General features: G+C 55.2%; 18 protein-coding genes and 2 pseudogenes. 12 read left to right on the forward strand and 8 right to left on the reverse strand.

Features of this window, described 5'->3' with window-relative positions; translation table 11 throughout:
- Nucleotides 1–494: 494 nt before the first annotated feature.
- Complete coding sequence (gene egtB, locus ACZ1HV_RS05880; protein WP_472717571.1) at nucleotides 495–1,760, forward strand: ergothioneine biosynthesis protein EgtB; 1,266 nt, start codon at nucleotides 495–497, stop codon at nucleotides 1,758–1,760.
- Nucleotides 1,757–2,704 carry an L-histidine N(alpha)-methyltransferase gene (egtD, locus tag ACZ1HV_RS05885; protein WP_472717572.1) on the forward strand — a complete coding sequence of 316 codons (948 nt, stop codon included), beginning with the start codon at nucleotides 1,757–1,759 and terminating at the stop codon, nucleotides 2,702–2,704. Before egtB ends, egtD begins: the two co-directional genes overlap by 4 nt.
- Nucleotides 2,705–2,731: 27 nt before the next feature.
- Here the strand turns inward: egtD and ACZ1HV_RS05890 are convergent, their stop codons facing one another.
- Nucleotides 2,732–3,358 carry a LysE family translocator gene (locus tag ACZ1HV_RS05890; protein ID WP_472717573.1) on the reverse strand — a complete coding sequence of 209 codons (627 nt, stop codon included), beginning with the start codon at nucleotides 3,356–3,358 and terminating at the stop codon, nucleotides 2,732–2,734.
- A 257-nt stretch (nucleotides 3,359–3,615) separates the two neighbouring features.
- On the opposite strand from ACZ1HV_RS05890, the gene ACZ1HV_RS05895 reads away from it, so the two are divergent.
- The 7 genes and pseudogenes from ACZ1HV_RS05895 (at nucleotide 3,616) to ACZ1HV_RS05925 (ending at nucleotide 13,415) form a co-directional block, all read left to right on the forward strand.
- The gene (locus ACZ1HV_RS05895) at nucleotides 3,616–4,485 is read left to right on the forward strand and encodes a MurR/RpiR family transcriptional regulator (RefSeq protein ID WP_298816267.1); all 870 of its coding nucleotides are present in this window, start codon (nucleotides 3,616–3,618) and stop codon (nucleotides 4,483–4,485) included.
- Nucleotides 4,486–4,548: 63 nt separating this feature from the next.
- Nucleotides 4,549–5,512 (forward strand): annotated as a pseudogene (locus tag ACZ1HV_RS05900) (TAXI family TRAP transporter solute-binding subunit).
- Between the two features lie 196 nt (nucleotides 5,513–5,708).
- Nucleotides 5,709–8,336 (forward strand): TRAP transporter permease, encoded by a 2,628-nt coding sequence (locus ACZ1HV_RS05905; protein WP_472717574.1) that lies wholly within the window; start codon nucleotides 5,709–5,711, stop codon nucleotides 8,334–8,336.
- Nucleotides 8,333–8,767 carry a universal stress protein gene (locus ACZ1HV_RS05910; protein WP_152502480.1) on the forward strand — a complete coding sequence of 145 codons (435 nt, stop codon included), beginning with the start codon at nucleotides 8,333–8,335 and terminating at the stop codon, nucleotides 8,765–8,767. Before ACZ1HV_RS05905 ends, ACZ1HV_RS05910 begins: the two co-directional genes overlap by 4 nt.
- 352 nt (nucleotides 8,768–9,119) lie before the next feature.
- Nucleotides 9,120–9,992, forward strand: a complete 873-nt coding sequence (gene yghU, locus ACZ1HV_RS05915; protein ID WP_472717575.1) for a glutathione-dependent disulfide-bond oxidoreductase — start codon at nucleotides 9,120–9,122, stop codon at nucleotides 9,990–9,992.
- Between the two features lie 406 nt (nucleotides 9,993–10,398).
- A pseudogene (locus tag ACZ1HV_RS05920) lies at nucleotides 10,399–11,969 on the forward strand (Re/Si-specific NAD(P)(+) transhydrogenase subunit alpha).
- A gap of 12 nt (nucleotides 11,970–11,981) precedes the next feature.
- Nucleotides 11,982–13,415, forward strand: coding sequence for an NAD(P)(+) transhydrogenase (Re/Si-specific) subunit beta (locus ACZ1HV_RS05925; RefSeq protein WP_472717576.1), 1,434 nt, complete (start codon nucleotides 11,982–11,984; stop codon nucleotides 13,413–13,415).
- Nucleotides 13,416–13,461: 46 nt separating this feature from the next.
- On the opposite strand, the gene ACZ1HV_RS05930 is transcribed toward ACZ1HV_RS05925, so the two are convergent.
- The 3 genes from ACZ1HV_RS05930 to ACZ1HV_RS05940 all read right to left on the reverse strand — a co-directional run bounded on the left by ACZ1HV_RS05930 (nucleotide 13,462) and on the right by ACZ1HV_RS05940 (nucleotide 16,201).
- The gene (locus tag ACZ1HV_RS05930) at nucleotides 13,462–13,983 is read right to left on the reverse strand and encodes a hypothetical protein (RefSeq protein WP_472717577.1); all 522 of its coding nucleotides are present in this window, start codon (nucleotides 13,981–13,983) and stop codon (nucleotides 13,462–13,464) included.
- Between the two features lie 220 nt (nucleotides 13,984–14,203).
- Nucleotides 14,204–15,745 carry an alanine/glycine:cation symporter family protein gene (locus tag ACZ1HV_RS05935; protein WP_298816255.1) on the reverse strand — a complete coding sequence of 514 codons (1,542 nt, stop codon included), beginning with the start codon at nucleotides 15,743–15,745 and terminating at the stop codon, nucleotides 14,204–14,206.
- Between the two features lie 21 nt (nucleotides 15,746–15,766).
- Entirely contained in the window at nucleotides 15,767–16,201 is a 435-nt protein-coding gene (locus ACZ1HV_RS05940) for a universal stress protein (RefSeq protein WP_298816253.1), read from the reverse strand.
- Nucleotides 16,202–16,342: 141 nt separating this feature from the next.
- Here ACZ1HV_RS05940 and ACZ1HV_RS05945 point away from each other — a divergent pair, with 141 nt between their 5' ends.
- Nucleotides 16,343–16,801, forward strand: coding sequence for an Lrp/AsnC family transcriptional regulator (locus ACZ1HV_RS05945; protein ID WP_298816251.1), 459 nt, complete (start codon nucleotides 16,343–16,345; stop codon nucleotides 16,799–16,801).
- 90 nt (nucleotides 16,802–16,891) lie between these two features.
- Here ACZ1HV_RS05945 and ACZ1HV_RS05950 read toward each other — a convergent pair whose 3' ends face one another.
- Complete coding sequence (locus ACZ1HV_RS05950; RefSeq protein WP_472717578.1) at nucleotides 16,892–19,255, reverse strand: transketolase-like TK C-terminal-containing protein; 2,364 nt, start codon at nucleotides 19,253–19,255, stop codon at nucleotides 16,892–16,894.
- Nucleotides 19,256–19,348: 93 nt separating this feature from the next.
- Between ACZ1HV_RS05950 and ACZ1HV_RS05955 the strand changes: the two genes are divergently transcribed.
- Nucleotides 19,349–19,846, forward strand: a complete 498-nt coding sequence (locus tag ACZ1HV_RS05955) for an Lrp/AsnC family transcriptional regulator (RefSeq protein ID WP_472717579.1) — start codon at nucleotides 19,349–19,351, stop codon at nucleotides 19,844–19,846.
- Between the two features lie 3 nt (nucleotides 19,847–19,849).
- Here the strand turns inward: ACZ1HV_RS05955 and ACZ1HV_RS05960 are convergent, their stop codons facing one another.
- Entirely contained in the window at nucleotides 19,850–21,052 is a 1,203-nt protein-coding gene (locus ACZ1HV_RS05960; RefSeq protein WP_472717580.1) for a methionine gamma-lyase, read from the reverse strand.
- A gap of 112 nt (nucleotides 21,053–21,164) precedes the next feature.
- Here ACZ1HV_RS05960 and ACZ1HV_RS05965 point away from each other — a divergent pair, with 112 nt between their 5' ends.
- Nucleotides 21,165–21,623: an Lrp/AsnC family transcriptional regulator gene (locus ACZ1HV_RS05965; RefSeq protein ID WP_472717581.1), complete on the forward strand. Its 459-nt coding sequence runs from the start codon at nucleotides 21,165–21,167 to the stop codon at nucleotides 21,621–21,623.
- Here ACZ1HV_RS05965 and ACZ1HV_RS05970 read toward each other — a convergent pair.
- Nucleotides 21,620–22,678, reverse strand: a complete 1,059-nt coding sequence (locus tag ACZ1HV_RS05970; protein WP_472717582.1) for an ABC transporter ATP-binding protein — start codon at nucleotides 22,676–22,678, stop codon at nucleotides 21,620–21,622. The two genes, ACZ1HV_RS05965 and ACZ1HV_RS05970, sit on opposite strands and share 4 nt — an antisense overlap.
- 9 nt (nucleotides 22,679–22,687) lie before the next feature.
- Nucleotides 22,688–23,530, reverse strand: coding sequence for a carbohydrate ABC transporter permease (locus ACZ1HV_RS05975; protein ID WP_472717583.1), 843 nt, complete (start codon nucleotides 23,528–23,530; stop codon nucleotides 22,688–22,690).

Genomic DNA, 23,530 nt, shown 5'->3' on the forward strand with positions numbered 1-23,530 from the left:
TAGGACAAGCATCCTAATAAGTCAAGCCTCGAACCTGATCGTCCGAATTTTCATCCGCAGTTTTTACCACTCGACACTCAGGCTCATTGGTTGGCGAACCGCGTTCAGAGCCGAGTGGGAAATCGAACATCAATGCTCACGCCAATGTGAAGAGGTCCCATCGGCAATCCTGACAGCAGGTTGTCAGGATGGTCTCCCTATTTTCTCCCTGTCAGCAGGCACCAGCCTATTGGCTCCGTCGTACAAATTGCCTTTGATAAAACAATGCGATGGGGAATATTAATCACCTTTTCACGTAATATGGAGCTAACTTCATCAGTGTTGATTTTTCTAAACAATGAGCACTCAGCCCGATTGTCGGCGCATTTTTGCACCGGTGCGGTGCAATTCCCGACATTGGAAAACCAGAAAGCTCTCTTACGTTCAAACCGCTTGGTGGCATTCACAGGCTCGGTCGGGGGCAAGTCGACCGGGATCCGCGTGGAGGAATTGATATGACAAATTTGGACGGGCAAATACAGCCGTCACCGGTTGACGACATTCTGCATCTCTTCAATCAAACCAGATCTCAAACTTTGAAATTGAGCGCTCCTTTGAGTGCTGAGGACATGGGCCTACAATCGATGGAGGACGCGAGTCCCCCCAAGTGGCATCTGGCTCATACGACCTGGTTTTTCGAAGAATTTATCCTGAAGCCATCGCTCCCTGGCTATCAGCCAATAGACGATCGCTTCGCCTTGCTCTTCAACTCTTATTATGTGCAGGCCGGCCCCAGGCACACACGTTCCAAGCGCGGACTTTTGTCCCGCCCCTCGGCAGAAGAAGTGATGAACTACCGCAATCACGTCGAAGATGCCGTTCGTCACGGTCTGATGACCGACGCGTTCGACCTTGATGAACTAAAGCTTGAAGAACTGGTCACGCTTGGTTGTCACCATGAAATGCAGCATCAGGAACTTCTGGTAACCGACCTTCTGCACGCCTTTTCCTATAATCCGTTGCTTCCGGCCTATTCCGAACCGAAGCCGCTCTCAGTGACGGCTGCACGGGACTTGAGTTGGACCAACTTTGACGGCGGTCTTCTGCAAATCGGGCACAATGGAGACGGATTTGCCTACGACTGTGAAGGGCCACGGCACAAAGTCTGGCTCGATCCGTACAGGCTTGCCAATCGGCCCGTAACCAACGGCGAGTGGATCGCCTTCATGGAAGACGGCGGCTATGAAACACAGACGCTCTGGCTGATGGAAGGCTGGGCGGTCAAGGAACAGAACGGTTGGGACACGCCGCTTTACTGGTGGCGGCAGGACGGTGAATGGTGGACCTACACATTGCAGGGTTCACGCCCCGTCGATCCGGCTGCACCCGTTGTTCATGTCAGTTACTACGAGGCCGACGCGTTTGCCCGTTGGGCAGGTCAACGCCTTCCTACCGAAGCAGAATGGGAAGCGGCCGCGGAGCCGACGGTAGTTGACGGCAACTTTCTGGACAACGGCGTGCTTTTGCCGATCGGGCAAAAAGACGGTCTTTGGGGCGATGTCTGGCAATGGACCTCAAGCGCTTTTTCGCCCTACCCCGGCTTCAGGCCGCCGGAAGGTGCAATCGGCGAATACAACGGCAAATTCATGGTGAACCAGATGGTGCTTCGAGGCGGCTCCTGTGCAACGCCCAAGCAGCAAATGCGCGCCTCTTATCGCACTTTCTTCTATCCACACCAGCGTTGGCAAATGCTGGGCCTCAGACTGGCGGCTGACCTATGAGCAAACACGTTCCCCCTGTCTCTCACAATGATGCGTTCCGATCCGATGTCTTGTCGGGCCTTGGCGCAGATCAAAAGCAGCTTTCCAGCAAATGGCTCTACGATGATGTCGGCTCGCATCTCTTCGAAGCCATAACAGAGCTGGACGCCTATTATCCCACGCGCACGGAATTGACCATTCTGGAAGAGAATGTCGACAAATACCGGAGACTGCCCGGCGCACGCGGCGCCATGGTCGAACTGGGTAGCGGTTCAAGCCGAAAGACCAATTTGCTGCTTGGTGCCTTTCCGGATCTGTCGGTCTATATGCCAATCGACATTTCGGCCAATCACCTGAAAGAGGCCGCGGAACGCGTTCGAAGGGCGTTTCCGTCCCTCGCCGTTATTCCTGTGGCCGCGGATTTCACCGAACCTCTGGGTCAGCTGCCGCTGTTGCCGGAATTACCGGTTCTGGTGTTCTTTCCCGGGTCAACCATCGGCAACTTCGAAAGAGCGGACGCAGCCAGCCTTTTGAAGAACATTCGGACAGTAATGCCGAACGCGACCATGATTGTCGGCGTGGACCGCCCAAAGGCACAGCACGTCCTGATCGAAGCCTATGATGACCCAGCGGGGGTTACAGCCGCTTTCAATCAAAATATTCTGCAGCGCATCAATCGCGATCTGAATGGTCGGTTTGACCTCTCAACTTTCAAGCACAAAGCTGTCTGGAACGCTGAAGACAGCCGGATCGAAATGCATCTTGTCAGCAAATGCACACAGTCGGTCGACGTCGGAGGGGTAACCTTCGCGTTCCAGGAAGGCGAGACAATCCACACTGAAAACTCACACAAATACAGTGAAGGCGCGTTTGCCGAGATTGCTGATGAGGCCGGCTGGCGGATCTTGAGTTCCGATACCGATCGTGAGGGCTATTTCGCGGTCTACACCATGCAGGCTTTGTGACGCGGCATCTTCAAAAGGATATTGCCGTCAGCGCTCGGTGACCGCCAGCCTGACGGCAAGTCCGACGAAGACGATGCCCGCAAGGCGATTAAGCCAGGTCTGAGCGCTTGGAGACTGCCTCAAGTAGGTTCCGATCAGCCCACCGCCAAGGGCCACGGCACCGAAGACCAGGATCGTCGCAACGATGAACAACCCTCCGAACAACATGATCTGAACCGGCACCGATCCTCTGGCCGGATCGGCAAACTGCGGCAGGAATGCCAAAAAGAAGATGGCAACTTTTGGGTTGGTGACGTTCATGATGATGCCGCGACGAAAAAGTGCGGGCAGCGGTAGGGATGGCGTGCTTTGCATTTTCAGCTCCGCACCTCCTGCCCGGAAAGCCTGGAACGCCAGGTAGATCAGGTAGGCTGCGCCAACAAATTTCAGCAATGTGAAAGCCAGCACCGAAGTTTCGAATACTGCGGCCACACCCACCGAAACTGCAATGCTGTGAACAATAAGTCCCGTGCAAAGACCAAGTGTGACGACCAGGCCAGCAAGCCTGCCATAGAGAGCAGACTGGGTGAGGACAAAAATATTGTCAGGCCCTGGCGCAAGGCCAAGCGCGATCGCAGCAGCAAAAAAGACCGTCAGAACATCGAATGGAATCACAACCGGTTCCCCCTGGTGCGTCCAAGCTTCAGCGGTGAATGCAACCGGCGTCAAGAGCGGCGTTCAATGGGCCGCAGAACCGTAGAGCCGATAAGGGACAACTGACGAGTTGGCACTTCCTTGGTGTGGTTCGAACACTGAACAGGAATGGCTTGAAATTTCGCAGATCTGACAGCCGTAGAAGAAACAATAGCTTCCGCAAGGAAACATTTGTTTCATGGTTTGACTTTCGAAAAAACAAATGAAACAGTAACGAAATGGAAACTATTTCGCCGCCCCAGATAAGGACAGCGATCTCGGCGAATTACGCCGAGTTGAGCGACACACTTCGTGTTGCGGCGGATTATATTGCCGAAAATCAGGTTGAAATCGCAACCCGCAGCCTGCGATCGGTTGCGTCCGCAAGCGGCGTCTCTCCAGCGAGTTACACCCGTCTTGCGCGGGCATTGGGTTTTTCCGACTACGAGGCTCTCAGAGAACAGGCCCGCTCGGAAATCAGCCGACGCGGCAGCGGTTCCTTTCAGGACAAGGCCCGGAAACTGCAATCCTACGCGGACCAGCCTTTGCTGCCGCGTCAGGTTTCTGCCTGCATTGACAACATCAAGGCACTCGTTGATGACATTGATCCGTCCATGCTGGACGCAACGGTTCAGCAGCTGGAACGGTCACGCAGGATCATCCTGATCGGCGCTCTCGCCTCGGCAGGGTTCACCGACTACTTCGCCTATCTCGCCAAATGGTTTGATGACAGGTGGATCGTCGCCGGCCGGAACGGAGCCACGCTGGGAAGTACGCTTGCCGGAGTGTCTTCCAAGGACACTGTGATTGTCATCTCAAAACATCCCTATGCACATCGTTCTGTCCGTGCGGCAGAGATCGCAGCGGCAAGCGGCGCAAAGGTGATCGTCCTGACAGACAGCCATGCGTTTCCGGGACTACAATTCGCCGACTTTCATTTCATACAACGCACTGAAAGTCCTCACTTTTTCTCATCTTACGCGGCCACTCTCGTGCTTATAGAAACCATAACAGGCATGTTGGTCGCGCGAGCCGGATCCGATGCAGAAGCCCGGATCCAAGACGTCGAGAAGCACAACCGCTTACTCGACGAATTTGAAAACGTCTAAGGTGGCAACGACCATTTTAGGCTTAGAAAACTTGAATTAAGAGGGAAGCCTAGTCAAATGATGATGAAAATGAACCTTGCAGGCGCTGTGATGGCGACCAGCATTGCATTCACGGGCGCCGCCTCCGCAGAGGAATTCATCACCATCGGCACTGGTGGTGTGACTGGCGTTTATTACCCGACCGGCGGCGCAATCTGCCGATTGGTCAACAAAGGCCGAAAGGATCATGGGATCCGTTGTTCGGTCGAGATCCACTGGTGGTTCTGTTTACAACATCAACACTGTTCGTGAAGGCGAGCTGGAATTTGGTGTGGCACAGTCCGATTGGCAGTATCACGCTTACAACGGCACTTCCAAGTTTGAAGAAAAAGGTCCGTTTGAAGGCCTTCGTGCCGTGTTCTCCGTGCATCCGGAGCCGTTCACGGTTGTTGCACGCGCGGATTCAGGCATCAAGAACTTCGAAGACCTGAAAGGCAAGCGCGTCAACATCGGCAACCCGGGTTCCGGTCAGCGCGGCACCATGGAAGTTCTGATGGAAGCGATGGGCTGGACCACGGACGATTTCACGCAGGCTACTGAGCTGAAGGCTGCTGAGCAGTCCGCTGCGCTTTGCGACAACCAGATCGACGCGATGATCTACACTGTGGGTCACCCGTCCGGTTCTATCCAGGAAGCCACGACTGCATGTGATTCCGTTCTGGTGAACGTGGGTGGTGAAACTGTCGACAAACTGGTCGCAGACAACAGCTACTACCGTACCGCCACCATTCCAGGCGGCATGTATCGCGGCAACGATGCAGACACCGGCACCTTCGGTGTTGGCGCAACCTTCGTAACCTCCGCAGACGTATCGGAAGACACAGTCTACACGCTGGTGAAGTCAGTCTTTGAAAACTTCGATGCGTTCAAGAAGCTGCATCCGGCATTCGCCAACCTGAAGCCGGAAGAAATGGCTCAGGACGGCCTGTCCGCACCGCTTCATCCGGGCGCTGCGAAATATTACAAAGAGCAGGGCTGGATCAACTAAGCTCCTGTCTTTCAAAAATACGGGTCCGGAATTTCCGGGCCCGTTCTGTAGCGCCGGTCCAATTTCAATTCTTCACGACCGCTTGCGCTCTCCAGAACTAAAAAGTCTGATCTAGGCGCAGGATTGCGTCCTGCCCGATCGTTGAATTTGAACAGTGCCGGCGCTGTTGATCAGCCGGATGACCGGGGGAATTTTAATGTCAGAGCAGAACCAACAGAACGGGCAGGCAAAGGGGCAAGGCCTTTCTGAAGAAGAACTTCAAGAACTAGTTGCCGCCTCTGATTCCGGATCGAGAAATCCTGCCGGTGCGGTCGGTCTGCTGATTGCGGGCATTGCTCTGACATGGTCATGCTTTCAGGTCCTGCTGGCATCTCCGATTGTCTACAATGTTCTGCCTTCGGATCTGATCAACAACAGCCGTCAGTTCCACCTGGCGTTCTCCATGTTTCTGGCTTTCATGGCCTATCCGGCGCTGAAGTCGAGCCCCCGCCATCATGTCCCCATTCAGGACTGGATCCTTGCCCTGTTTGGGGCGTTCATCGCGCTCTACGGCTTCTTCTTCTATGAAAAGATCGTCAACAATGGCGGCCTGGCCGATCACACTGACAAGTGGTTTGCGCTAGCCGGGGTCATTGTCCTGTTCGAAGCGGCCAGACGCGCGCTCGGCCCGGCAATGGCGATCGTGGCAACGATCTTTCTGCTTTATGTCTTCTTCGGTTCCTCACCCTGGGTTCCGGAAGTTATCCGCTGGAAGGGTGCATCCCTCCAAAAGGCCATGAGCCACATGTGGATCACATCCGAAGGCGTCTTCGGAATTGCGCTCGGCGTTTCCACCAAATTCGTATTCCTGTTTGTGCTGTTCGGTGCACTTCTGGATAAGGCGGGCGCAGGCAACTACTTCATCAAGATGGCATTCGGCGCACTTGGCCACCTTAAGGGCGGTCCGGCAAAGGCTGCTGTTGTAGGTTCCGCCGCGACTGGCCTGATTTCCGGTTCCTCCATCGCCAACGTTGTCACGACAGGTACGTTCACCATTCCTCTGATGAAACGGGTCGGCTTTACTTCCGAACAGGCCGGTTCCGTCGAAGTTGCCTCTTCGGTCAACGGTCAGATCATGCCACCAGTTATGGGCGCTGCAGCCTTCCTGATGGTTGAATATGTTGGCATTTCCTATGTTGAAGTGATCACACACGCGTTTCTGCCGGCACTGATATCCTATATTGCACTGGTCTATATTGTGCATTTGGAAGCCGTGAAGCGAAACATGCCGACAATCGGTCACAAGGCTGTTTCGACGCTCCGCACCGTGCTTGGCATGTTCTTCTTCTTCGCCGGGTTTGCCGTGCTCTGTTACGTCATCCAGTTCCCGATCGGCTGGATCGTCGCACTGGTGCCCGCCGGGGCCAATTGGATACTCGCAGCGCTGGTATTCGTTGCATATCTCGCGCTTCTCAAGCTGGCAGCCAGCGTTGACGACCTGCATCCGGATGACCCGAATGCCAAGGAGATCACGCTTCCGGAAATCTCCGAGATCTACAAGGCCGGCCTCTACTATCTGTTGCCGATCATTGTTCTGGTCTACTTCCTGATGATCGAGCAGAAGTCACCGGGCCTCTCAGCCTTCTGGGCTACTGCGCTGCTCTTCGTGATCCTGCTCACGCAACGTCCGATCAAGGCAATTTTCCGCGGCGAAAATGAAATGGTCGAAGCGTTCAAGGAAGGCGTCAGCGACCTTGTTCACGGCATGATTGACGGTGCCCGTAACATGATCGGCATCGGTCTTGCTACGGCGACCGCTGGAGTGATCGTCGGAACCGTGACGCTGACCGGCATCGGTCAGGTCATGGCAGATCTCGTGGAATTCGTCTCCGGCGGCAATCTGGTGCTGATGCTGGTATTTGTCGGCGTGCTTTCGCTGGTGCTTGGCATGGGCCTTCCAACAACCGCGAACTACATTGTCGTGTCTTCGTTGATGGCCGGCGTCGTGGTCGAGCTTGGCGCCCAGTCCGGCCTCATTGTGCCGCTGATTGCCGTGCACCTGTTCGTGTTCTATTTCGGCATAATGGCGGATGTGACGCCACCCGTGGGACTTGCCTCCTTTGCCGCGGCAGCGGTGTCGGGGGGCGACGCGATAAAGACGGGCTTTACGGCTTTCTTCTATTCGCTCCGCACAGTCGCGCTGCCATTCGTGTTCATCTTCAACACCGATCTCCTGTTGATCGATGTCGGCTGGATACAGGGCATAATCGTCTTCATTGTCGCCACCGTAGCGATCCTGGTGTTCACGGCCGGGACCATGGGACACTTCATTACGCGCAACAAAATCTACGAGAGCATTGCTCTGGTTCTGGTTGCGTTCGTTCTGTTCCGTCCGGACTTCTTCATGAACAGGATCCAGCCTCCTTTTGAGCAGGTTCCACCAACCGAATTTGTTCAGGCTGTCGGCAATGCACCTGCAGGAGAGGAAATTCGTGTTGAGATCAGCGGTCCCGACTTCGATACCGGTCTGACAACGGCAACGACCCTTGTCCTGTCACCTGGCGGCGAGGATGGCGGCGACGCGCGTCTGAGTGCGCTTGGCCTGACCGTTCTGGAGGAAGACGGCGTTCTCAAGCTGGAAGAACCGTTCCCGGGAACACCATTTTTCGAAGCCATGAGCAACTTCGACTTCTATGCCGATGAACCCGTTATCATCGACACTGCACAGATTGAGGTTGCCCAATTGCCGAAGGAACTGATTTTCATTCCCGGCTTTGCACTTCTGATCCTGATTTATCTGGTCCAGCGCGCACGTGCTGGCCGCCTGGAAGGAGCACCGGCATGACCGTCAAATCCATTTTGTGCGCTATCGATGTCTCCCACCAGGACGACATGCAGGTTCTGGAAACCGCAGACAAACTCGCGCGCCTCGACGAAGCGCAGCTTGATGTGATCACTGTCGTGCCGAACTTCGGCGTGACTCTCGTCAGCTCCTATTTCGACGAGAATTTCCAGGGTGAGATGGTCTCCAAAACACGCCAGGCATTGACCGACACTGTTGGCAGAGTTCTCGGACCGGAGCGCAACAAGGATGTCAGACATCTTGTTGCGGCCGGGTCCATCTATGAAGAAATCCTGGAAGCTGCGCGTCAGGCCGGTTCGGACCTTATAGTGATCGGAGCTCACAAACCGGACTTAAAAGAGTTCCTGCTTGGTCCGAATGCAGCTCGCGTTGTCCGGCACTCCAATTGTTCAGTCTATGTCGTAAGAGGGTAGTGCGCCTGGCGGCAGTCATTTGTAGTACCTCACACAGCGTATATTCCGGCTGAATCTGAACAAACCCAGTTTCAGCCGGGACGCTATATGCGATCTGCCGAATTGGGCATCTGCGCATCCGCTGGTCAGGACCGGTGTTCTGCCGGGATCGCATTGACCGCTCTGGGGCGGTGGCATGGCGGTGCGTGGAGCTACCTATCCAGCGTCTTTCTCAATGAAATTGAATTGCCCTCTAGGCAACTCCGACATGACACCCTATTTGATCGTAAGATTGCGATGGATTCCGTTTTCACGCGGAAGTCCGATGATCTGAATACACTATCGTCAATTCCGTTCCGGAGGCCATTTTCACATGAGCGACTCTTCCGAATACACGCCACCAAAAGTCTGGACCTGGGAGCAACCCAGCGGCGGCCAATTCGCCAACATCAATCGACCAATTTCGGGTGCAACACAGGAAAAGGATCTTCCTGTCGGCAAACACCCCTTGCAGCTGTATTCGCTTGCCACACCGAACGGGGTGAAGGTGACAGTCATGCTGGAAGAGTTGCTTGAGCTCGGACACAAGGGCGCGGAGTACGACGCCTGGCTCGTTCGCATCAATGAAGGCGACCAATTCACCAGCGGATTTGTCGGCGCCAACCCGAACTCCAAAATCCCTGCCCTCATGGATCACAGCACCGGAACACCAACCCGCGTTTTTGAATCTGGCGCCATCCTGGTCTATCTCGCTGAAAAATTTGGTGCGTTCCTGCCCAAAGATCCTGCTGCGCGCACGGAAACCATGAACTGGCTCTTCTGGCAGATGGGGTCAGCTCCTTATGTCGGAGGTGGCTTCGGTCACTTTTATGCCTACGCACCGGAAAAATTCCAGTACCCGATCGACCGCTTCACCATGGAAACCAAGCGCCAGCTCGACGTGCTCGACAAGACGCTCGCTGAAAGACCCTTTATTGCAGGCAATGACTATTCGATTGCCGATATGGCCATTTTCCCCTGGTATGGCGGTCTGGTGCTTGGAAGGCTTTATGACGCCGCGGAGTTCCTGGCGGTCGATGACTACAAACACGTGAAAGCTTGGGCGGAGAAGATCGATGCGCGTCCCGCGGTTGATCGCGGACGCCGGGTCAATCGTGTTTGGGGTGAGGAAGCGGAACAAGTTCCGGAGCGCCACGATGCCTCTGATCTTGATCTAAAACCGGCTGCCGAGGCAGCAGCGGAGTAGGCATCTCAGTTCGCCGCGGCCCCTGAAAACGGGGGCGCGGCGAAAAATGTCATATTAATTGCCGTGTAGTGAGCCAACTGTCTCACAGATTGCGCAGCGCAAAAAAATACTAATCAATTCGAAATTCTTAGTAATTCGGCAAAGGAATTGCGTTGCAAGCAACGTCGTTTTCTCATTTCCGCACCCGAGCTGTGCGATAAAGTTTAGCGCCTTTCATAAAGCTGCGCGGAAATACCGCCCAATTCTAAGGCAATCGCACCTTGTCATAAGTAGTTTTTTTGTTTCTATATGCGCTGCACACATGCATGCCCCCCGGTTTGTCGACGTCCTCAACGTCTGATCGCGTGGGTAAATTTTCGATTGGCCTCTCCCGGTCACCATCTTGGAGCGACATATGTCAGAAGCGCTGATAATCGGCACACCGAAGGAAACCTTCCCCGGGGAGGCCCGTGTGGCAATGACCCCGGAATCGGCTAAGCAACTCCAGAAACTCGGCTATTCTTGCGTGATCCAAAGTGGTGCAGGCAAAGCAGCAGGGTTCTCGGACGAGGCTTACAAGGAAGCCGGTGTCGAGGTTATCAAGACCGCACCAAGCCTTTGGAAACGATCCGATATCATTTCCAAAGTGCGCCAGCCGGATGACAAGGAACTTGGTTACCTCACCAAGGGCAAGACCCTGATTTCCTTTTTCAATCCGGGCGGAAACGAAACCGGGATGGAAGCTGCCAAGGACAAGGGCGCCAACGTCATTGCCATGGAAATGGTGCCGCGCATTTCGCGTGCCCAGAAAATGGACGCGCTCAGCTCCATGGCGAATATCGCCGGGTATAGAGCCGTTATTGAAGCCGGCAACAATTTCGGCCGCTTTTTCACCGGCCAGATCACGGCGGCGGGCAAGGTTCCTCCCGCAAAGGTTCTTGTTGTTGGCGCCGGTGTGGCTGGGCTTGCAGCGATCGGCACCTCTACGTCTCTCGGTGCAGTGACCTACGCCTTTGACGTTCGTCCGGAAGTCGCCGAGCAAGTGGAATCCATGGGTGCTGAATTCGTTTACCTGGATTTCGAAGAAGAACAGCAGGATGGTGCGGCGACCGGAGGATATGCCAGCGTGTCGTCGCCGGAGTTTCGGGAGGCCCAACTTGCCAAATTCCGCGAACTTGCTCCCGAAATGGACATCGTCATCACAACTGCGCTGATTCCGAACCGGGACGCTCCGAAACTCTGGCTTGAAGACATGGTCAAGGCCATGAAACCAGGCTCTGTCATTATCGATCTTGCGGCCGAACGCGGCGGCAATGTCGAAGGAACCGTCAAGGACGAAAAAGTCGTTACGGACAACGGTGTTACCATTGTCGGCTACACCGACTTCCCTTCAAGGATGGCGTCCCAGTCTTCGACGCTTTATGCCACCAATATTCGCCACATGATGACAGATCTGACGCCGGAAAAAGACGGCCAGATCGCCCACAACATGGAAGATGACGTCATCCGTGGTGCAACTGTTGCCTTCGAAGGGGAGATCACCTTCCCCCGCCTCCACCCAAGGTTCAGGCGATCGCGGCAAAATCGAAGGAAAAGCCGAAGGAGCTGACACCTGAAGAAAAGCGTCAGCAGGAGGCTGAGGCATTCAAGGCACAAACCAAACAACAGGTCACGCTGCTCGCAGTCGGCGGTCTGGCGCTGCTCCTTGTCGGCCTCGTCGCGCCGGCAAGTTTCATGCAGCACTTCATCGTTTTCGTGCTTTCGGTCTTTGTCGGGTTCCAGGTTATCTGGAACGTCAGCCATTCACTACACACACCGCTCATGGCGGTGACGAACGCGATTTCCTCGATCATCATTCTTGGGGCCTTGATGCAAATCGGGTCTGGATCCTTCCTGGTTATCCTGCTTGCCGGCGTCTCCATCTTCATGGCGGGGATCAACATTTTCGGCGGTTTCCTCGTCACCCGGCGCATGCTCGCCATGTTCCAGAAATCTTAAGGAGGCCGAACGATGGAATTCGGTTTTACGACTGCCGTCTATGTTGTCGCGGCTGTTCTTTTCATTCTGTCTCTTGGCGGTCTTTCGGGTGAGGAAAGTGCGAAACGCGCTGTGTGGTACGGCATCGCCGGCATGGCGCTGGCTGTTGTCGCGACACTGATTGGCCCAGGCTCGGGCCTTTGGCTCCTGTCGGTCGCGTTGATCGCTGCAGGCGGCATCATCGGCTACTATGTCGCTCAGCGCGTTCAGATGACAGAGATGCCGCAGCTTGTTGCCGCGATGCACTCGCTGGTGGGTCTTGCAGCCGTCTTTGTGGGCTTTAACGCCTATATCGAACTCGTGCGTGTCAACGGCATGAGCGAGGGGGAACGCCATGCGCTGGAGGGTTTTGCCGCCATCCTCGCCCACAAAACGCCGATTGAGCAGTCAATCCTGCGCGTTGAGGTTTTCCTGGGTGTGTTTATTGGTGCTGTGACCTTTACAGGTTCGGTCATTGCCTTCGGCAAGCTGGCAGGCAAAGTCACATCGAAAGCCGAAAAGCTTCCGGGCGGTCATATGCTGAATGCGAGCGCGGCTGCTCTCAGCGTCATTCTGCTCCTTCTTTTCCTGAACGGTGCCGGCATCTGGACGCTGATCCTGATGACATTGCTCGCATTCTTCATCGGATATCACCTCATCATGGGCATCGGCGGCGCCGATATGCCGGTTGTGGTGTCGATGCTGAACTCCTATTCAGGCTGGGCCGCGGCTGCCATCGGCTTCTCGCTCGGCAATGATCTGCTGATTGTCGTCGGTGCTCTTGTCGGCTCGTCCGGTGCGATCCTCTCCTACATCATGTGCAAGGCGATGAACCGCTCTTTCATCTCGGTTATCCTTGGAGGCTTCGGCAACACGACCGGTCCTGCCATGGAAGTGGAAGGCGAGCAGATCGCCATCGATTCCGACGGCGTTGTCGCGGCGCTGGACGATGCAGACAGCGTCATCATCGTCCCGGGTTACGGCATGGCAGTTGCCCAGGCGCAGCAGTCGGTCAGCGAGTTGACCAAGCGCCTGCGTGGCAAGGGCAAAGAAGTTCGATTTGCAATCCACCCGGTTGCCGGCCGCTTGCCCGGTCACATGAACGTGCTGCTGGCTGAAGCAAAAGTGCCTTATGACATTGTGATGGAAATGGACGAAATAAACGATGACTTCCCATCAACGGACGTCGTCATCGTTATCGGCTCCAACGACATCGTCAATCCGGCGGCACAGGACGACCCGAACTCACCGATTGCCGGCATGCCGGTGCTGGAAGTCTGGAAAGCCAAACAGGTCTTCGTTTCCAAACGCGGCCAGGGCACCGGGTATTCCGGCATCGAAAACCCGCTCTTCTTCAAAGACAATACGCGAATGTATTACGGCGATGCCAAGGCCAGCCTCGACAAGCTGCTGACACAGATCAGCTAAGGCGCTCAAGACAGACAACCCCGGCCACGAGCCGGGGTTGATCGTTTCAACACGACGAAAAAGAGCTGTAACCAGGCGTTCTATTGCCGGTGTACGACACTCCGTTCTGGCCACTGCTATTTGTCCATGTGAAGGAGTTCGGACCGGTCACGAAGATCCTGTGTCCGGAAGCGGAATTGTACTGGCTGGCACCACTGCGGATATAGCGGGAGGTCTTGCCTTCCGCGTCACCACCAGCCATCCGTGTGATCACGATCTCGCTTGGGGAAGCATTGACGCGTTCGATCATCGGGCGCCCGTCTTTCCAAACGCCAAAATAAAGCCCGCTCTGCAAGGCTGGAGCATATTGGGCAAACATCAAGTCTCCTCTTGGACCCGTGTGCCCCGTGCAAATCGTCTGGCTGCCGTGGCTCGCACAGAACTGACCAGGGGCCGCCGTCGCAAAAGCCGGCAGTCCAACGACAGCTCCAAGAAGGCATAGTGCAGCCAGGGCGGCACTCAACATTTGCCCGTGCCCCGCAAGCGGTGACATTTTTTCACAAAGGACTTTCAAATAAAGGTTCGGCATCTCCTCAATCTCTCTCTTCCAGCAATACATGAGCTTGCGTCAGCTCCAAGCGCGGTGAACGCCATGAGAAAGAGGTGAGATCCGTTCCCCCAAGCCCCTATGAGGTTAAACCCCCAATATGCTCAGCAGCGATGAGCGCTGAAGCCAGAACGGATCTCCAGACAGCATGAAGCCGCCCACTAGGGGCGGCTTCGGATTTTTTGGCTGAGCTGCTGCGCAGTTAGCCGTACTTCTTGATTTCACCGGATTTCAGACGGCTCAGGTAGCTGTTGACCTCCCGCTTGACGATCGGCATCAGCGCATAAAGCGCGATGATGTTGACAACCGCCATTGCGAAGATCGCTGCGTCTGAGAAGTCGATCACCGGGCCCAGGCTTGCTGCTGCTCCGATAACAACGAAGATGCAGAAGATGACCTTGAACACGAGCTCTTTGGTCTTGCCTTCACCGAACAGGAAGGTCCAGGCTTTCAGGCCGTAGTAGGACCAGCTGATCATCGTCGAGAAAGCAAACAGGACAACCGCAATTGCGAGGATGTACTGGAACCAGCCGAATGAAGCGGAGAAGGCCGCCGATGTCAGAGCAACACCTGAGTTGCCATCAACAGTCTGAATGGCGGTTCCGCCCTCGTTGAGAAGGTAGAGACCCGTTTGCGGATCGGAAACCAGCTGACCGGTGATGATGATCACGAGGGCCGTCATCGTACAAATCACAACGGTGTCGATGAATGGTTCCAGGAGAGAAACGAAGCCTTCCGTGATCGGTTCCTTTGTCCTAACCGCGGAGTGTGCGATCGCCGCGGAGCCGACGCCGGCTTCGTTGGAGAATGCAGCCCGTTTGAAACCCTGAATAAGGGCACCTACAAAACCGCCGGCAACTCCAAGACCTGTAAACGCCCCTTCGAAGATCTGACCGAACGCCCAACCGATCTTGTCAGCATTCATCAGAATGATAACCAGAGCAGTGATGACATAAAGAACGCCCATGAACGGCACGACTTTTTCCGTCACTGATGCAATGGATTTCAGTCCGCCGACGATGACCGCAAATACGATTGCTGCAAACACCAGACCGGTGATCCAGCCAGGATAGTCGCCAACGACATTTGCGATCTGAGCATGAGCCTGGTTGGCCTGGAACATGTTCCCGCCGCCAAGCGAACCGAGGATACAGAAGATCGCGAACAGAACAGCCAGGATCTTGCCTGCAGGCAGGCCGCGTTCCTCAAAACCCTTGGTCATGTAGTACATTGGTCCACCGGAAACGGTGCCGTCGGAGTACTCATTCCGGTATTTGACGCCAAGCGTACACTCGGTGAATTTGGAGGCCATTCCCATCAGGCCCGCAAGGATCATCCAAAAAGTCGCTCCCGGCCCCCCGATGCCAACGGCAACAGCAACGCCGGCAATGTTTCCAAGTCCGACAGTGCCGGATAGCGCCGTTGCAAGTGCCTGAAAGTGGCTTACCTCACCCGCGTCATTCGGGTCTGAGTAATCGCCTTTGACGAGGGCTATAGAATGCGGGAAAGCCCGAAACTGAATGAAGCCGAAGTAGATTGTAAAAACTGTCGCGGCGATCACCAGCCAGGCAACGATCCAGGGAAAGGACGTTCCCGGAAACGGGCTGAAGATGAAGCTGACGAACCAGCCGGTGGAACTTGCAAAAATTGAATTGATCTGTTCGTCAATCGATTGAGCCATCGCCGGCGCGGATACGCAAAGCGAGGCGAATGCGGCCAAAACCGCAGCACTGATGTTTTTCATTTGAATTTCGCCTTCCAAGACTTACGGAACGATGGTGACCGGAACAGGCGCTGCCTGTGCCAGACTTCCGGCAACGGAACCGAAGATGCGTGATGACAGTTTGGAGTGGCCGGTACGACCGATCACGAGGTGATCCACTCCTTCTTCTTCCGCAATCTTGATGAGCGTTTCTGCGATGTGACCGTAGCGCAGCTCCGAGGCAACCTCGAGCCCGGTACCGGCCAGTTTGGTCAGAACGGGTTCCAGTACGGCCGTTTGCGCCCTTTCCAGTTCCTCGTTCCGTCTCGCGTGCCGTTCTTCAATTTCCGTAGGTGTCAGGAAAGTATAGGGCGACCACTCGAGCACATGGGCTAACACGAGCCCTGCTCCTCCCGCCTTTGCCAAACCAACCGCGAACTCCACTGCGTTCATGGCGTTTTCGCTGCCGTCATATCCGACGACGATCCTCTTAGACATGATTATTTTCCCCTGTCGTGCGGCGTTTTGCCGTAGGTAAATTTAGCCAGCACTCGATCATAAAAGTTCTCGAATTTCGGCGAAATTAGGATATTTTATGAATAATTATCGAAATTAAGCGGAGTTTTCGGAATATTTCTCATGGATGCCATTGACCAGAAAATTCTTACAGCCTTGCAAATTGACAGCCGCATCTCCATGGCCAGGCTTTCTGAACAGGTTGGCCTGTCCCTTTCGGCCTGTCACCGACGGGTCAAACTGCTGGAAGCAAATGGCGTGATTTCAGGCTATACGGTGCGGCTGGAGCGAAGTGCGCTGAATCTGGAGATCCAGGTCTTTATCGAAGTCAAACTGACAAGCGCGCGCACCGACGACATCACAGCCTTTGAAAGCGCGATCGCGAAAATGCCCGAAATTCTCGAATGTCATCTGATATCGGGAGAATTCGACTATCTCATTCGACTTGTCGCGAAAAACACCGCTGCTTACGAGAAGCTCTATCGGAACAGGCTCTCGCAGATCCCGTCAGTGTCACAAATGAAAACGCTGCTTAGCCTCAGCACGGTGAAAGAATTTCGCGGCCTGTATCTGGAACCGTGAAAAGCAACGTATGACCTGCGCTCTACCTGAGCGCAGGTGCGGGCGTGCCAGCCCTTCAAACGCGATAGGGCTTATCGTGTGCAGAAGTGGCTAAATTGCCGGGCCTGGCGTCAGACCGCTTACCTTTTCGACAATCGAAGCGGCATCGATGCCAAAATGACGATAAAGATCGGAGATCGTCCCGGTCTGACCAAAATGCTCCACCCCGAGCGGGATTGTCTGATGCCCGGCAACTCCGCCAAGCCAGGCAAGCGTCGCAGGATGCCCGTCGATAACAGTGATCAGGCGGCAATGGGCCGGCAAATCGCCCATGAGCATCTCAATGTGCGATCTTGCACCGGCATGGCCGCGAGACCGAGCTCGCTGCGCTGCTGTCCATCCGGCATTCAACCTATCTGCGGACGTAACGCTCAGAACGCCGACATCGCGTCGGTTTCCTGCAAGCAACCCAGCCGCCTTGATGGCCTCGGGCGCAACGACACCCTGGTATGCAATTACCACTTCACAGTTCGGCCCCGGTTTGCGCAGCCAATATGCACCATCGATTGCACCTTGTCTGAAATCGTTGTCTGCCCGATTGACAGGCTGCTCAATCGGATTGGTAGAGAGCCTCAGGTAGACCGAACCGCCGGTTTCGTCGCGAAGCCAGGTACGCTCGTCCGGGTCCCCTTCCCCATCCCGCTGCAGATAGTCGAAAGACCATTCCATGATCACGGCCAGCTCGTCGGCAAAAGCCGGTTCGAAGGCAGCCAACCCATCCTGGCTCATACCGATCAGCGGTGTTCCGATTGACTGATGTGCGCCCCCTTCCGGGGCCAGAGTAACCCCGGACGGCGTACCGACGATCATGAAACGGGCATCCTGGTAGCAGGCATAGTTGAGTGCATCGAGCCCCCTGCAAACAAACGGATCGTAGACCGTTCCAATCGGAATCAACCGCTCACCAAAGAGCGAATGCGACAAACCGGCTGCGCCCAGCAACAGGAACAGGTTCATCTCGGCAATGCCAAGTTCGATATGCTGACCTTCCGGTGTAAATTCCCATTTGGCAGTCGATGGAATCCGGTGTTCGATAAAAGCGTCGGCCATGGCGGTACGGGCAAAGAGTTTGCGCCGGTTTACCCAAGGTCCAAGATTGGTGGTCCCCGTCACGTCCGGAGACGTTGTCACGATCCGCTGCGCAAGTTCGCTGTCACCTTTCGACAGATCGTCGAGCACTTTGCCGAATGCCATCTGGGAAGAGATTTCCCGATCTGAACTGAGTTCAATTGGCGGCACATCGATCCTGTCAGCGGTGAAACGCCTTGGTCCCTTGGCAAAGAACGGGACTTCATTCAAAAATCCCTTGAATGCAGCAACATCTTCAACCGTTGCAAAGGGCTCCCATTCATCTCCTTCGCCGACCCCCATATGAGCCTGCCAAGCGGCCATCTGGGTCTTGTTCATCAAGCCGCCATGGTTGTCCTTGTGACCGGCAATCGGTGTGCCCCAACCCTTGATCGTATAGGCGAGGAAACATGTCGGACGGTCGTGGTCAATCGCGTCAAAAGCCGCGGCCATTGTCTCGGTGCAGTTGCCTCCAAGGTTTTCCATCAGTGCGGCAAGCCCGTCATCGGACCGACTGTCGATGAGAGCGCTCACTTCGCCCTGGTCGCCGAGGTCATCCATGAGCCGCTTGCGCCAGACAGCACCTCCCATGAAGGTCAAGGCCGCATAATCCTGGTTGGAACACGCATCAATCCATTGCTTCAGACTGGCACCACCAGGTTCATCGAAGGCTGCCTGCTGCAGAGCGCCGTATTTGACGCGGACGACATCCCAACCAAAGGCGTCGAAGATCTTCTCGACCCGGTCAAACAATCCTTCCCGGACAATCCCGTCCAAAGACTGCCGATTGTAATCAATGATCCACCAGCAATTCCTGAGGTCGTTCTTCCAACCTTCCTGAAGTGCTTCGTAGACATTGCCTTCGTCCAGCTCAGCATCCCCAACCAATGCCACCATCCGCCCCAAGGTCCGGGCCTTTGACCAGTTCTTTGCAGCTATAAAATCCTGAACGAGAGAGGCAAACGACGTGATCGCGACACCCAAACCGACTGAGCCGGTTGAAAAATCGACATCATCGATATCCTTTGTGCGGGAAGGATAGGACTGGACACCATGAAACCCCCGGAAATTCTTCATTTTTTCCAGGTCTTGATTGCCCATGAGATACTGGATCGCGTGAAACAGCGGCGATGCATGCGGCTTGACTGCAACGCGGTCTTCGGGACGGAGCGCTGAAAAGTAGAGCGCCGTCATGATCGACACCATCGATGCCGAACTTGCCTGATGCCCACCCACCTTGATGCCATCAGCCTTTGGCCGAACGTGATTGGCGTTGTGGATCATCCAGTGAGACAGCCACAAAAGCCGCTGCTCGATCGTCTTGAGATGCGCCGTTTTCGATGTCATGCCGATTTCGTCCAATTCTCTTTTGACGACCAACCTAACGGTCAGTTCGGGCTGGTTTCTTGCTTTTTCATAGTCACCAGGGCTAGAAAATAGATGTATTCGCTTCAAAAACGGGAAAACCTAGTGGTTTCAGTTAGTCTCGATCAATTTGATATCCAGATCCTGCGTGAATTACGCGAGAACGGGCGAATTTCCATACAAGACCTGTCCGAGAAAGTCGGCCTCAGCCCGACACCGGTTGCGCGCAGGCTGCGGCACTTGGAGGAAAATGGTGTGGTCACCGGATACTGCGCCCTGATCGACGAAATGAAACTGGGCTACGAAGTGTCGGTGTTCGTATCGGTTCAACTGGACAAACAGGTCGATGTCAGCCTTGAACGCTTCGAGACAGCGATCCAGGGATTTCCCGAAGTTGTTGATTGCTGGCTGATGACCGGTAACCGCGACTACCTTCTGCGCGTTGCAACCACCGGCCTGGCCAGTTTTGAGACATTCCTGACAGGCAAGCTCACACGTGTGCCCGGTGTGGCGAACATTGAGAGTTCCATCCCGCTTCGCCGGGTGAAATCCGCTGTTGCCCGGACACCTTGACCGTCAGGCGGCGTCAGCCACGGTTTCTCTCGGCAGGGCCTGCTGCAAATCCTCCAGAATGTCGTCAACCTCTTCCAACCCAACCGAAAGACGAACCAATCCGTCGCTGATGCCATGAGCCGCGCGTTCTTCAGGCGTATAGGTCGAATGCGTCATGGAGGCCGGATGCTGGATCAACGTTTCGGCATCCCCCAGCGACACTGCCCGCTGGATCATCTTCAGAGCGTTCATCATGCTGGTGCCGGCATCCAATCCTCCGGTCAGTTCGAAGGCGATCATGCCACCGGGCTGCCGCATCTGCGTTTTTGCAAGATCATGCTGCTCAAAGCTCTCAAGCCCCGGGTAAAACACCTTGGATACTGAGGGCTGAGCCTCCAACCAACGGGCCACTTCCATCGCCGATGACGAATGCCGATCCATACGTAAAGCCAGCGTCTTCAGCCCTCGCAAGATTAGCAGTGCGCTGAATGGTGCCATGACCGCACCCGTCATATCCTTCATACCGACAAGCCGGATCTCCTGGATCTGTTCCTCCGAGCCAACCACGAGACCGGCAACAACGTCCCCGTGACCGCCCAGATACTTGGTTGCCGAATGCAGAACGATGTCTGCACCCAGTTCGATGGGACGCGTCAGATAAGGGGTTGCATAGGTGTTGTCGACAATCACGGTCGCACTTGCCTCATGGGCGATTTCGGAAATCTCCTTGATGTCGACGAGACGCATATTGGGGTTCGCCGGTGTCTCAAAATAGACAATCCGCGTCTTGTTCGAGATCGCATCGCGCAGTTTCTCCGGATCGGTCATATCCACGTGCGAGATCTTAATTCCGAACCGGGTCAAGCCGTGGCGCATGAATGCAAATGTGCAGCCGTAGAGCGTCTCATCAACGATGATTTCGTCGCCTGGTGAAACGAGTGTCCAAAGAGTTGCGGTAATCGCGCCCATGCCGGAAGACAGCGCCAAACCTGCCTCCGCACCTTCAAGATCGGCAATCCGGCGTTCAAGGAGATCAAGGGTCGGATTTGAGATGCGGCTATAGATATGCCCGGGCCGTTCGCCCGCGAACATCTCACCGCCGGCTTCTGCGGTTTCAAAGACAAATGTGGAGCTCAAGTGCAGCGGCGGCGTGAGCGATCCCTCGTTGTCCGAAGGCCGGTAAGCGTGGTGGATCGCTCGGCTGGCAAAACCCTTGTACATGCTCATAGTGTTCTCCCGAATTGCTTTGAAGCAACTTAGGAAAGATTGAGAGGCATTTGATTTCAAAATATGCTAATTTAGAATACAAAATTAGCATTTTCTGCCAGAAAAGACATTCATGGACGCCAAAGACCGTCAAATCATCCGGGCACTGCAGGGTGACGGACGCATGACCAATCAGGACCTCGCGGACACCGTCAATCTATCGCCGTCTCCCTGCCTTCGCCGCCTTCGCAATTTGGAGAATTCAGGCGCGATCCGCGGTTTTGTGGCCGATGTGGACGCGTCTGCATACGGGCTGCCGATCACCGTCTTTGTCCGGATCAGGCTGGAGCGCCACAATGAAGAAGACGTTCAGCGTTTCGAGCGGCACGTTCAAACCATCCCGGAGATCCTGGAGTGCCATGTCCTGACCGGTGCAATGGACTATCAGTTGCGCGTGGTGGTCTCTGATCTGGAAGCCTACGAAACCTTCATTCGAACACGCATCCACCCTATCGGCGGCATTGCCTCGATCGACACAAGTTTCGTCTACGGAACGGTGAAAAGGACCGCCGTCTTTCCCCAACTGGACTAACGCAATGACCGCCCGTCTTCTGCGAAAAGATGAACCTTTTCCGGATCGATGAAGAGACCGACCTCATCTCCTGTGTTGACCGGCACGTGTCCATGTTCGCGAACAAGAAACGGTCCGATCCCGTCGACCTGAACATGGATATTTGTGTCCGAACCGAGATGTTCGACCAGTTCGGCCCTACCGCTGAATTGAGCGGCTTCCGATCCTGCCACGTGAATGTGTTCCGGGCGTATTCCAAGCTCGCTCACACCGGAGGCAGGCACGTCTCCTTCGACTTGAATTCTGGTGCCACCGGAAAGTGCGATACTGTCGCCTTTGGCTTCGACCCGCAGCACATTCATAGTCGGAGACCCGATGAACTGCGCAACAAACTTGTTTGCCGGCCGCTCGTAAAGGTCGAGCGGTGTTCCGACTTGTTGAATATCGCCTCCATTCAGAACCACAATCCTGTCAGCCAGGGTCAATGCCTCAACCTGGTCGTGCGTAACATAGATCATCGTCGCTTCAAGGCGCTGGTGAAGGCGAGCGATTTCAAGACGCATCTCAACACGCAAGGCCGCATCCAGGTTCGACAAGGGTTCATCAAAGAGAAATGCGCTGGGGTCCCGAACGATTGCGCGGCCCATTGCAACACGCTGACGCTGGCCACCCGAAAGCTGTTTTGGCAGGCGTTCCTTCAATCCCGTCAGACCCAGTGTCTTCGCAGCGCCCTGTATCTTGGACTGACGTTCCTCAGCCGCCGCTTTCCGTATTTCAAGCGAAAAGCCCATGTTTCGAGCAACGTCCATATGCGGATAGAGCGCATAGGACTGGAACACCATGGCCATGTCACGGTCGCGGGGCGGAACCTCGTTCATGCGCCTGCCATCGATGGTGAATTCACCGCCCGAAATCGGTTCCAATCCGGCGATCATGCGCAACAAGGTAGACTTGCCGCAGCCGGACGGACCGACCAGCACGATAAACTCGCCGTCTTCGATCGTCAGGTTAATGTCACGCAGGACTTCAACTGAACCATAGGACTTTGCGATGCTTTGCAGTTCGATACGGGCCATTTTGAGCTCCTATCCCTTGACGGCGCCAGAGGTAAGCCCCTGGACCAGGTAGCGCTGAATGAAAATGAAGAAGAGGCAGGATGGCACAAGCGCCAGGACACCGGCGGCCATCATCTGTCCCCAGTCGACCGAGAACTTTGAGACGAACGTCAAGAGCCCGACAGGGAATGTCATCGTGTCATTGGAGTTGATCAACATCAGCGCAAAGAGCAATTCGCTCCATGCCGCTGTGAAGATGAAACCAAGTGTTGCTCCCAGTCCAGGCAGGGTCAGGGGCAGAATGATCTTTCGCAGCGCTTCAAACCTCGTGCAGCCGTCAATCATTCCGGCCTCCTCCAGGTCCTTTGGAATGCCGTCGAAAAAGGACTGCATCAGGAATGTGGCGAAGGGAACATTGAAGGCCGTATAGACGATGATCAGGCTTGTCAGCGAGTTCAGCAATCCGACGGCAGCCACGATCTTGTAGATCGGTGCAATGATCATCAGCAGCGGAAACATCTGGGTGATCAACATCAACGCAATGACAAGGCGTTTGCCCCGGAAGTCAAAGCGCGAAAATGCATACCCTGCCGCAGCTGCCACGCAGGTGGTGATGGCCGCGGTCCCAAGGGACACGATCAGGCTGTTCTTGAAATAGGACAGGAAGTCCGTTGCGACCAGGACCGTTCTGAAATTCTCGAAAGTGAAACTGCTGGGAACCATCGCGGTTCCTTCCGAGAAAATGAGCTTGTCCGGTGTCACCGCGATTTTCGCCAGCCAATAAAGCGGGAACAGCGCAAAGGTCAGATAAAAGGCCAGAGCCAGATATTTCCCGGTCACGGCCAAGGGTGAGGACTTGCGAAGCGCACTCAT

It is taken from the genome of Roseibium sp. JB4-4 (assembly GCF_055693425.1).

Bases quoted from the DNA above. Each gene is read 5' to 3' on its own strand.
- egtB (WP_472717571.1), top strand. From the start codon at position 495: ATGACAAATTTGGACGGGCAAATACAGCCGTCACCGGTTGACGACATT.
- egtD (WP_472717572.1), top strand. From the start codon at position 1,757: ATGAGCAAACACGTTCCCCCTGTCTCTCACAATGATGCGTTCCGATCC.
- ACZ1HV_RS05895 (WP_298816267.1), top strand. From the start codon at position 3,616: ATGGAAACTATTTCGCCGCCCCAGATAAGGACAGCGATCTCGGCGAAT.
- ACZ1HV_RS05905 (WP_472717574.1), top strand. From the start codon at position 5,709: ATGTCAGAGCAGAACCAACAGAACGGGCAGGCAAAGGGGCAAGGCCTT.
- ACZ1HV_RS05910 (WP_152502480.1), top strand. From the start codon at position 8,333: ATGACCGTCAAATCCATTTTGTGCGCTATCGATGTCTCCCACCAGGAC.
- yghU (WP_472717575.1), top strand. From the start codon at position 9,120: ATGAGCGACTCTTCCGAATACACGCCACCAAAAGTCTGGACCTGGGAG.
- ACZ1HV_RS05925 (WP_472717576.1), top strand. From the start codon at position 11,982: ATGGAATTCGGTTTTACGACTGCCGTCTATGTTGTCGCGGCTGTTCTT.
- ACZ1HV_RS05930 (WP_472717577.1), bottom strand. From the start codon at position 13,983: ATGCCGAACCTTTATTTGAAAGTCCTTTGTGAAAAAATGTCACCGCTT.
- ACZ1HV_RS05935 (WP_298816255.1), bottom strand. From the start codon at position 15,745: ATGAAAAACATCAGTGCTGCGGTTTTGGCCGCATTCGCCTCGCTTTGC.
- ACZ1HV_RS05940 (WP_298816253.1), bottom strand. From the start codon at position 16,201: ATGTCTAAGAGGATCGTCGTCGGATATGACGGCAGCGAAAACGCCATG.
- ACZ1HV_RS05945 (WP_298816251.1), top strand. From the start codon at position 16,343: ATGGATGCCATTGACCAGAAAATTCTTACAGCCTTGCAAATTGACAGC.
- ACZ1HV_RS05950 (WP_472717578.1), bottom strand. From the start codon at position 19,255: ATGACATCGAAAACGGCGCATCTCAAGACGATCGAGCAGCGGCTTTTG.
- ACZ1HV_RS05955 (WP_472717579.1), top strand. From the start codon at position 19,349: ATGTATTCGCTTCAAAAACGGGAAAACCTAGTGGTTTCAGTTAGTCTC.
- ACZ1HV_RS05960 (WP_472717580.1), bottom strand. From the start codon at position 21,052: ATGAGCATGTACAAGGGTTTTGCCAGCCGAGCGATCCACCACGCTTAC.
- ACZ1HV_RS05965 (WP_472717581.1), top strand. From the start codon at position 21,165: ATGGACGCCAAAGACCGTCAAATCATCCGGGCACTGCAGGGTGACGGA.
- ACZ1HV_RS05970 (WP_472717582.1), bottom strand. From the start codon at position 22,678: ATGGCCCGTATCGAACTGCAAAGCATCGCAAAGTCCTATGGTTCAGTT.
- ACZ1HV_RS05975 (WP_472717583.1), bottom strand. From the start codon at position 23,530: ATGAGTGCGCTTCGCAAGTCCTCACCCTTGGCCGTGACCGGGAAATAT.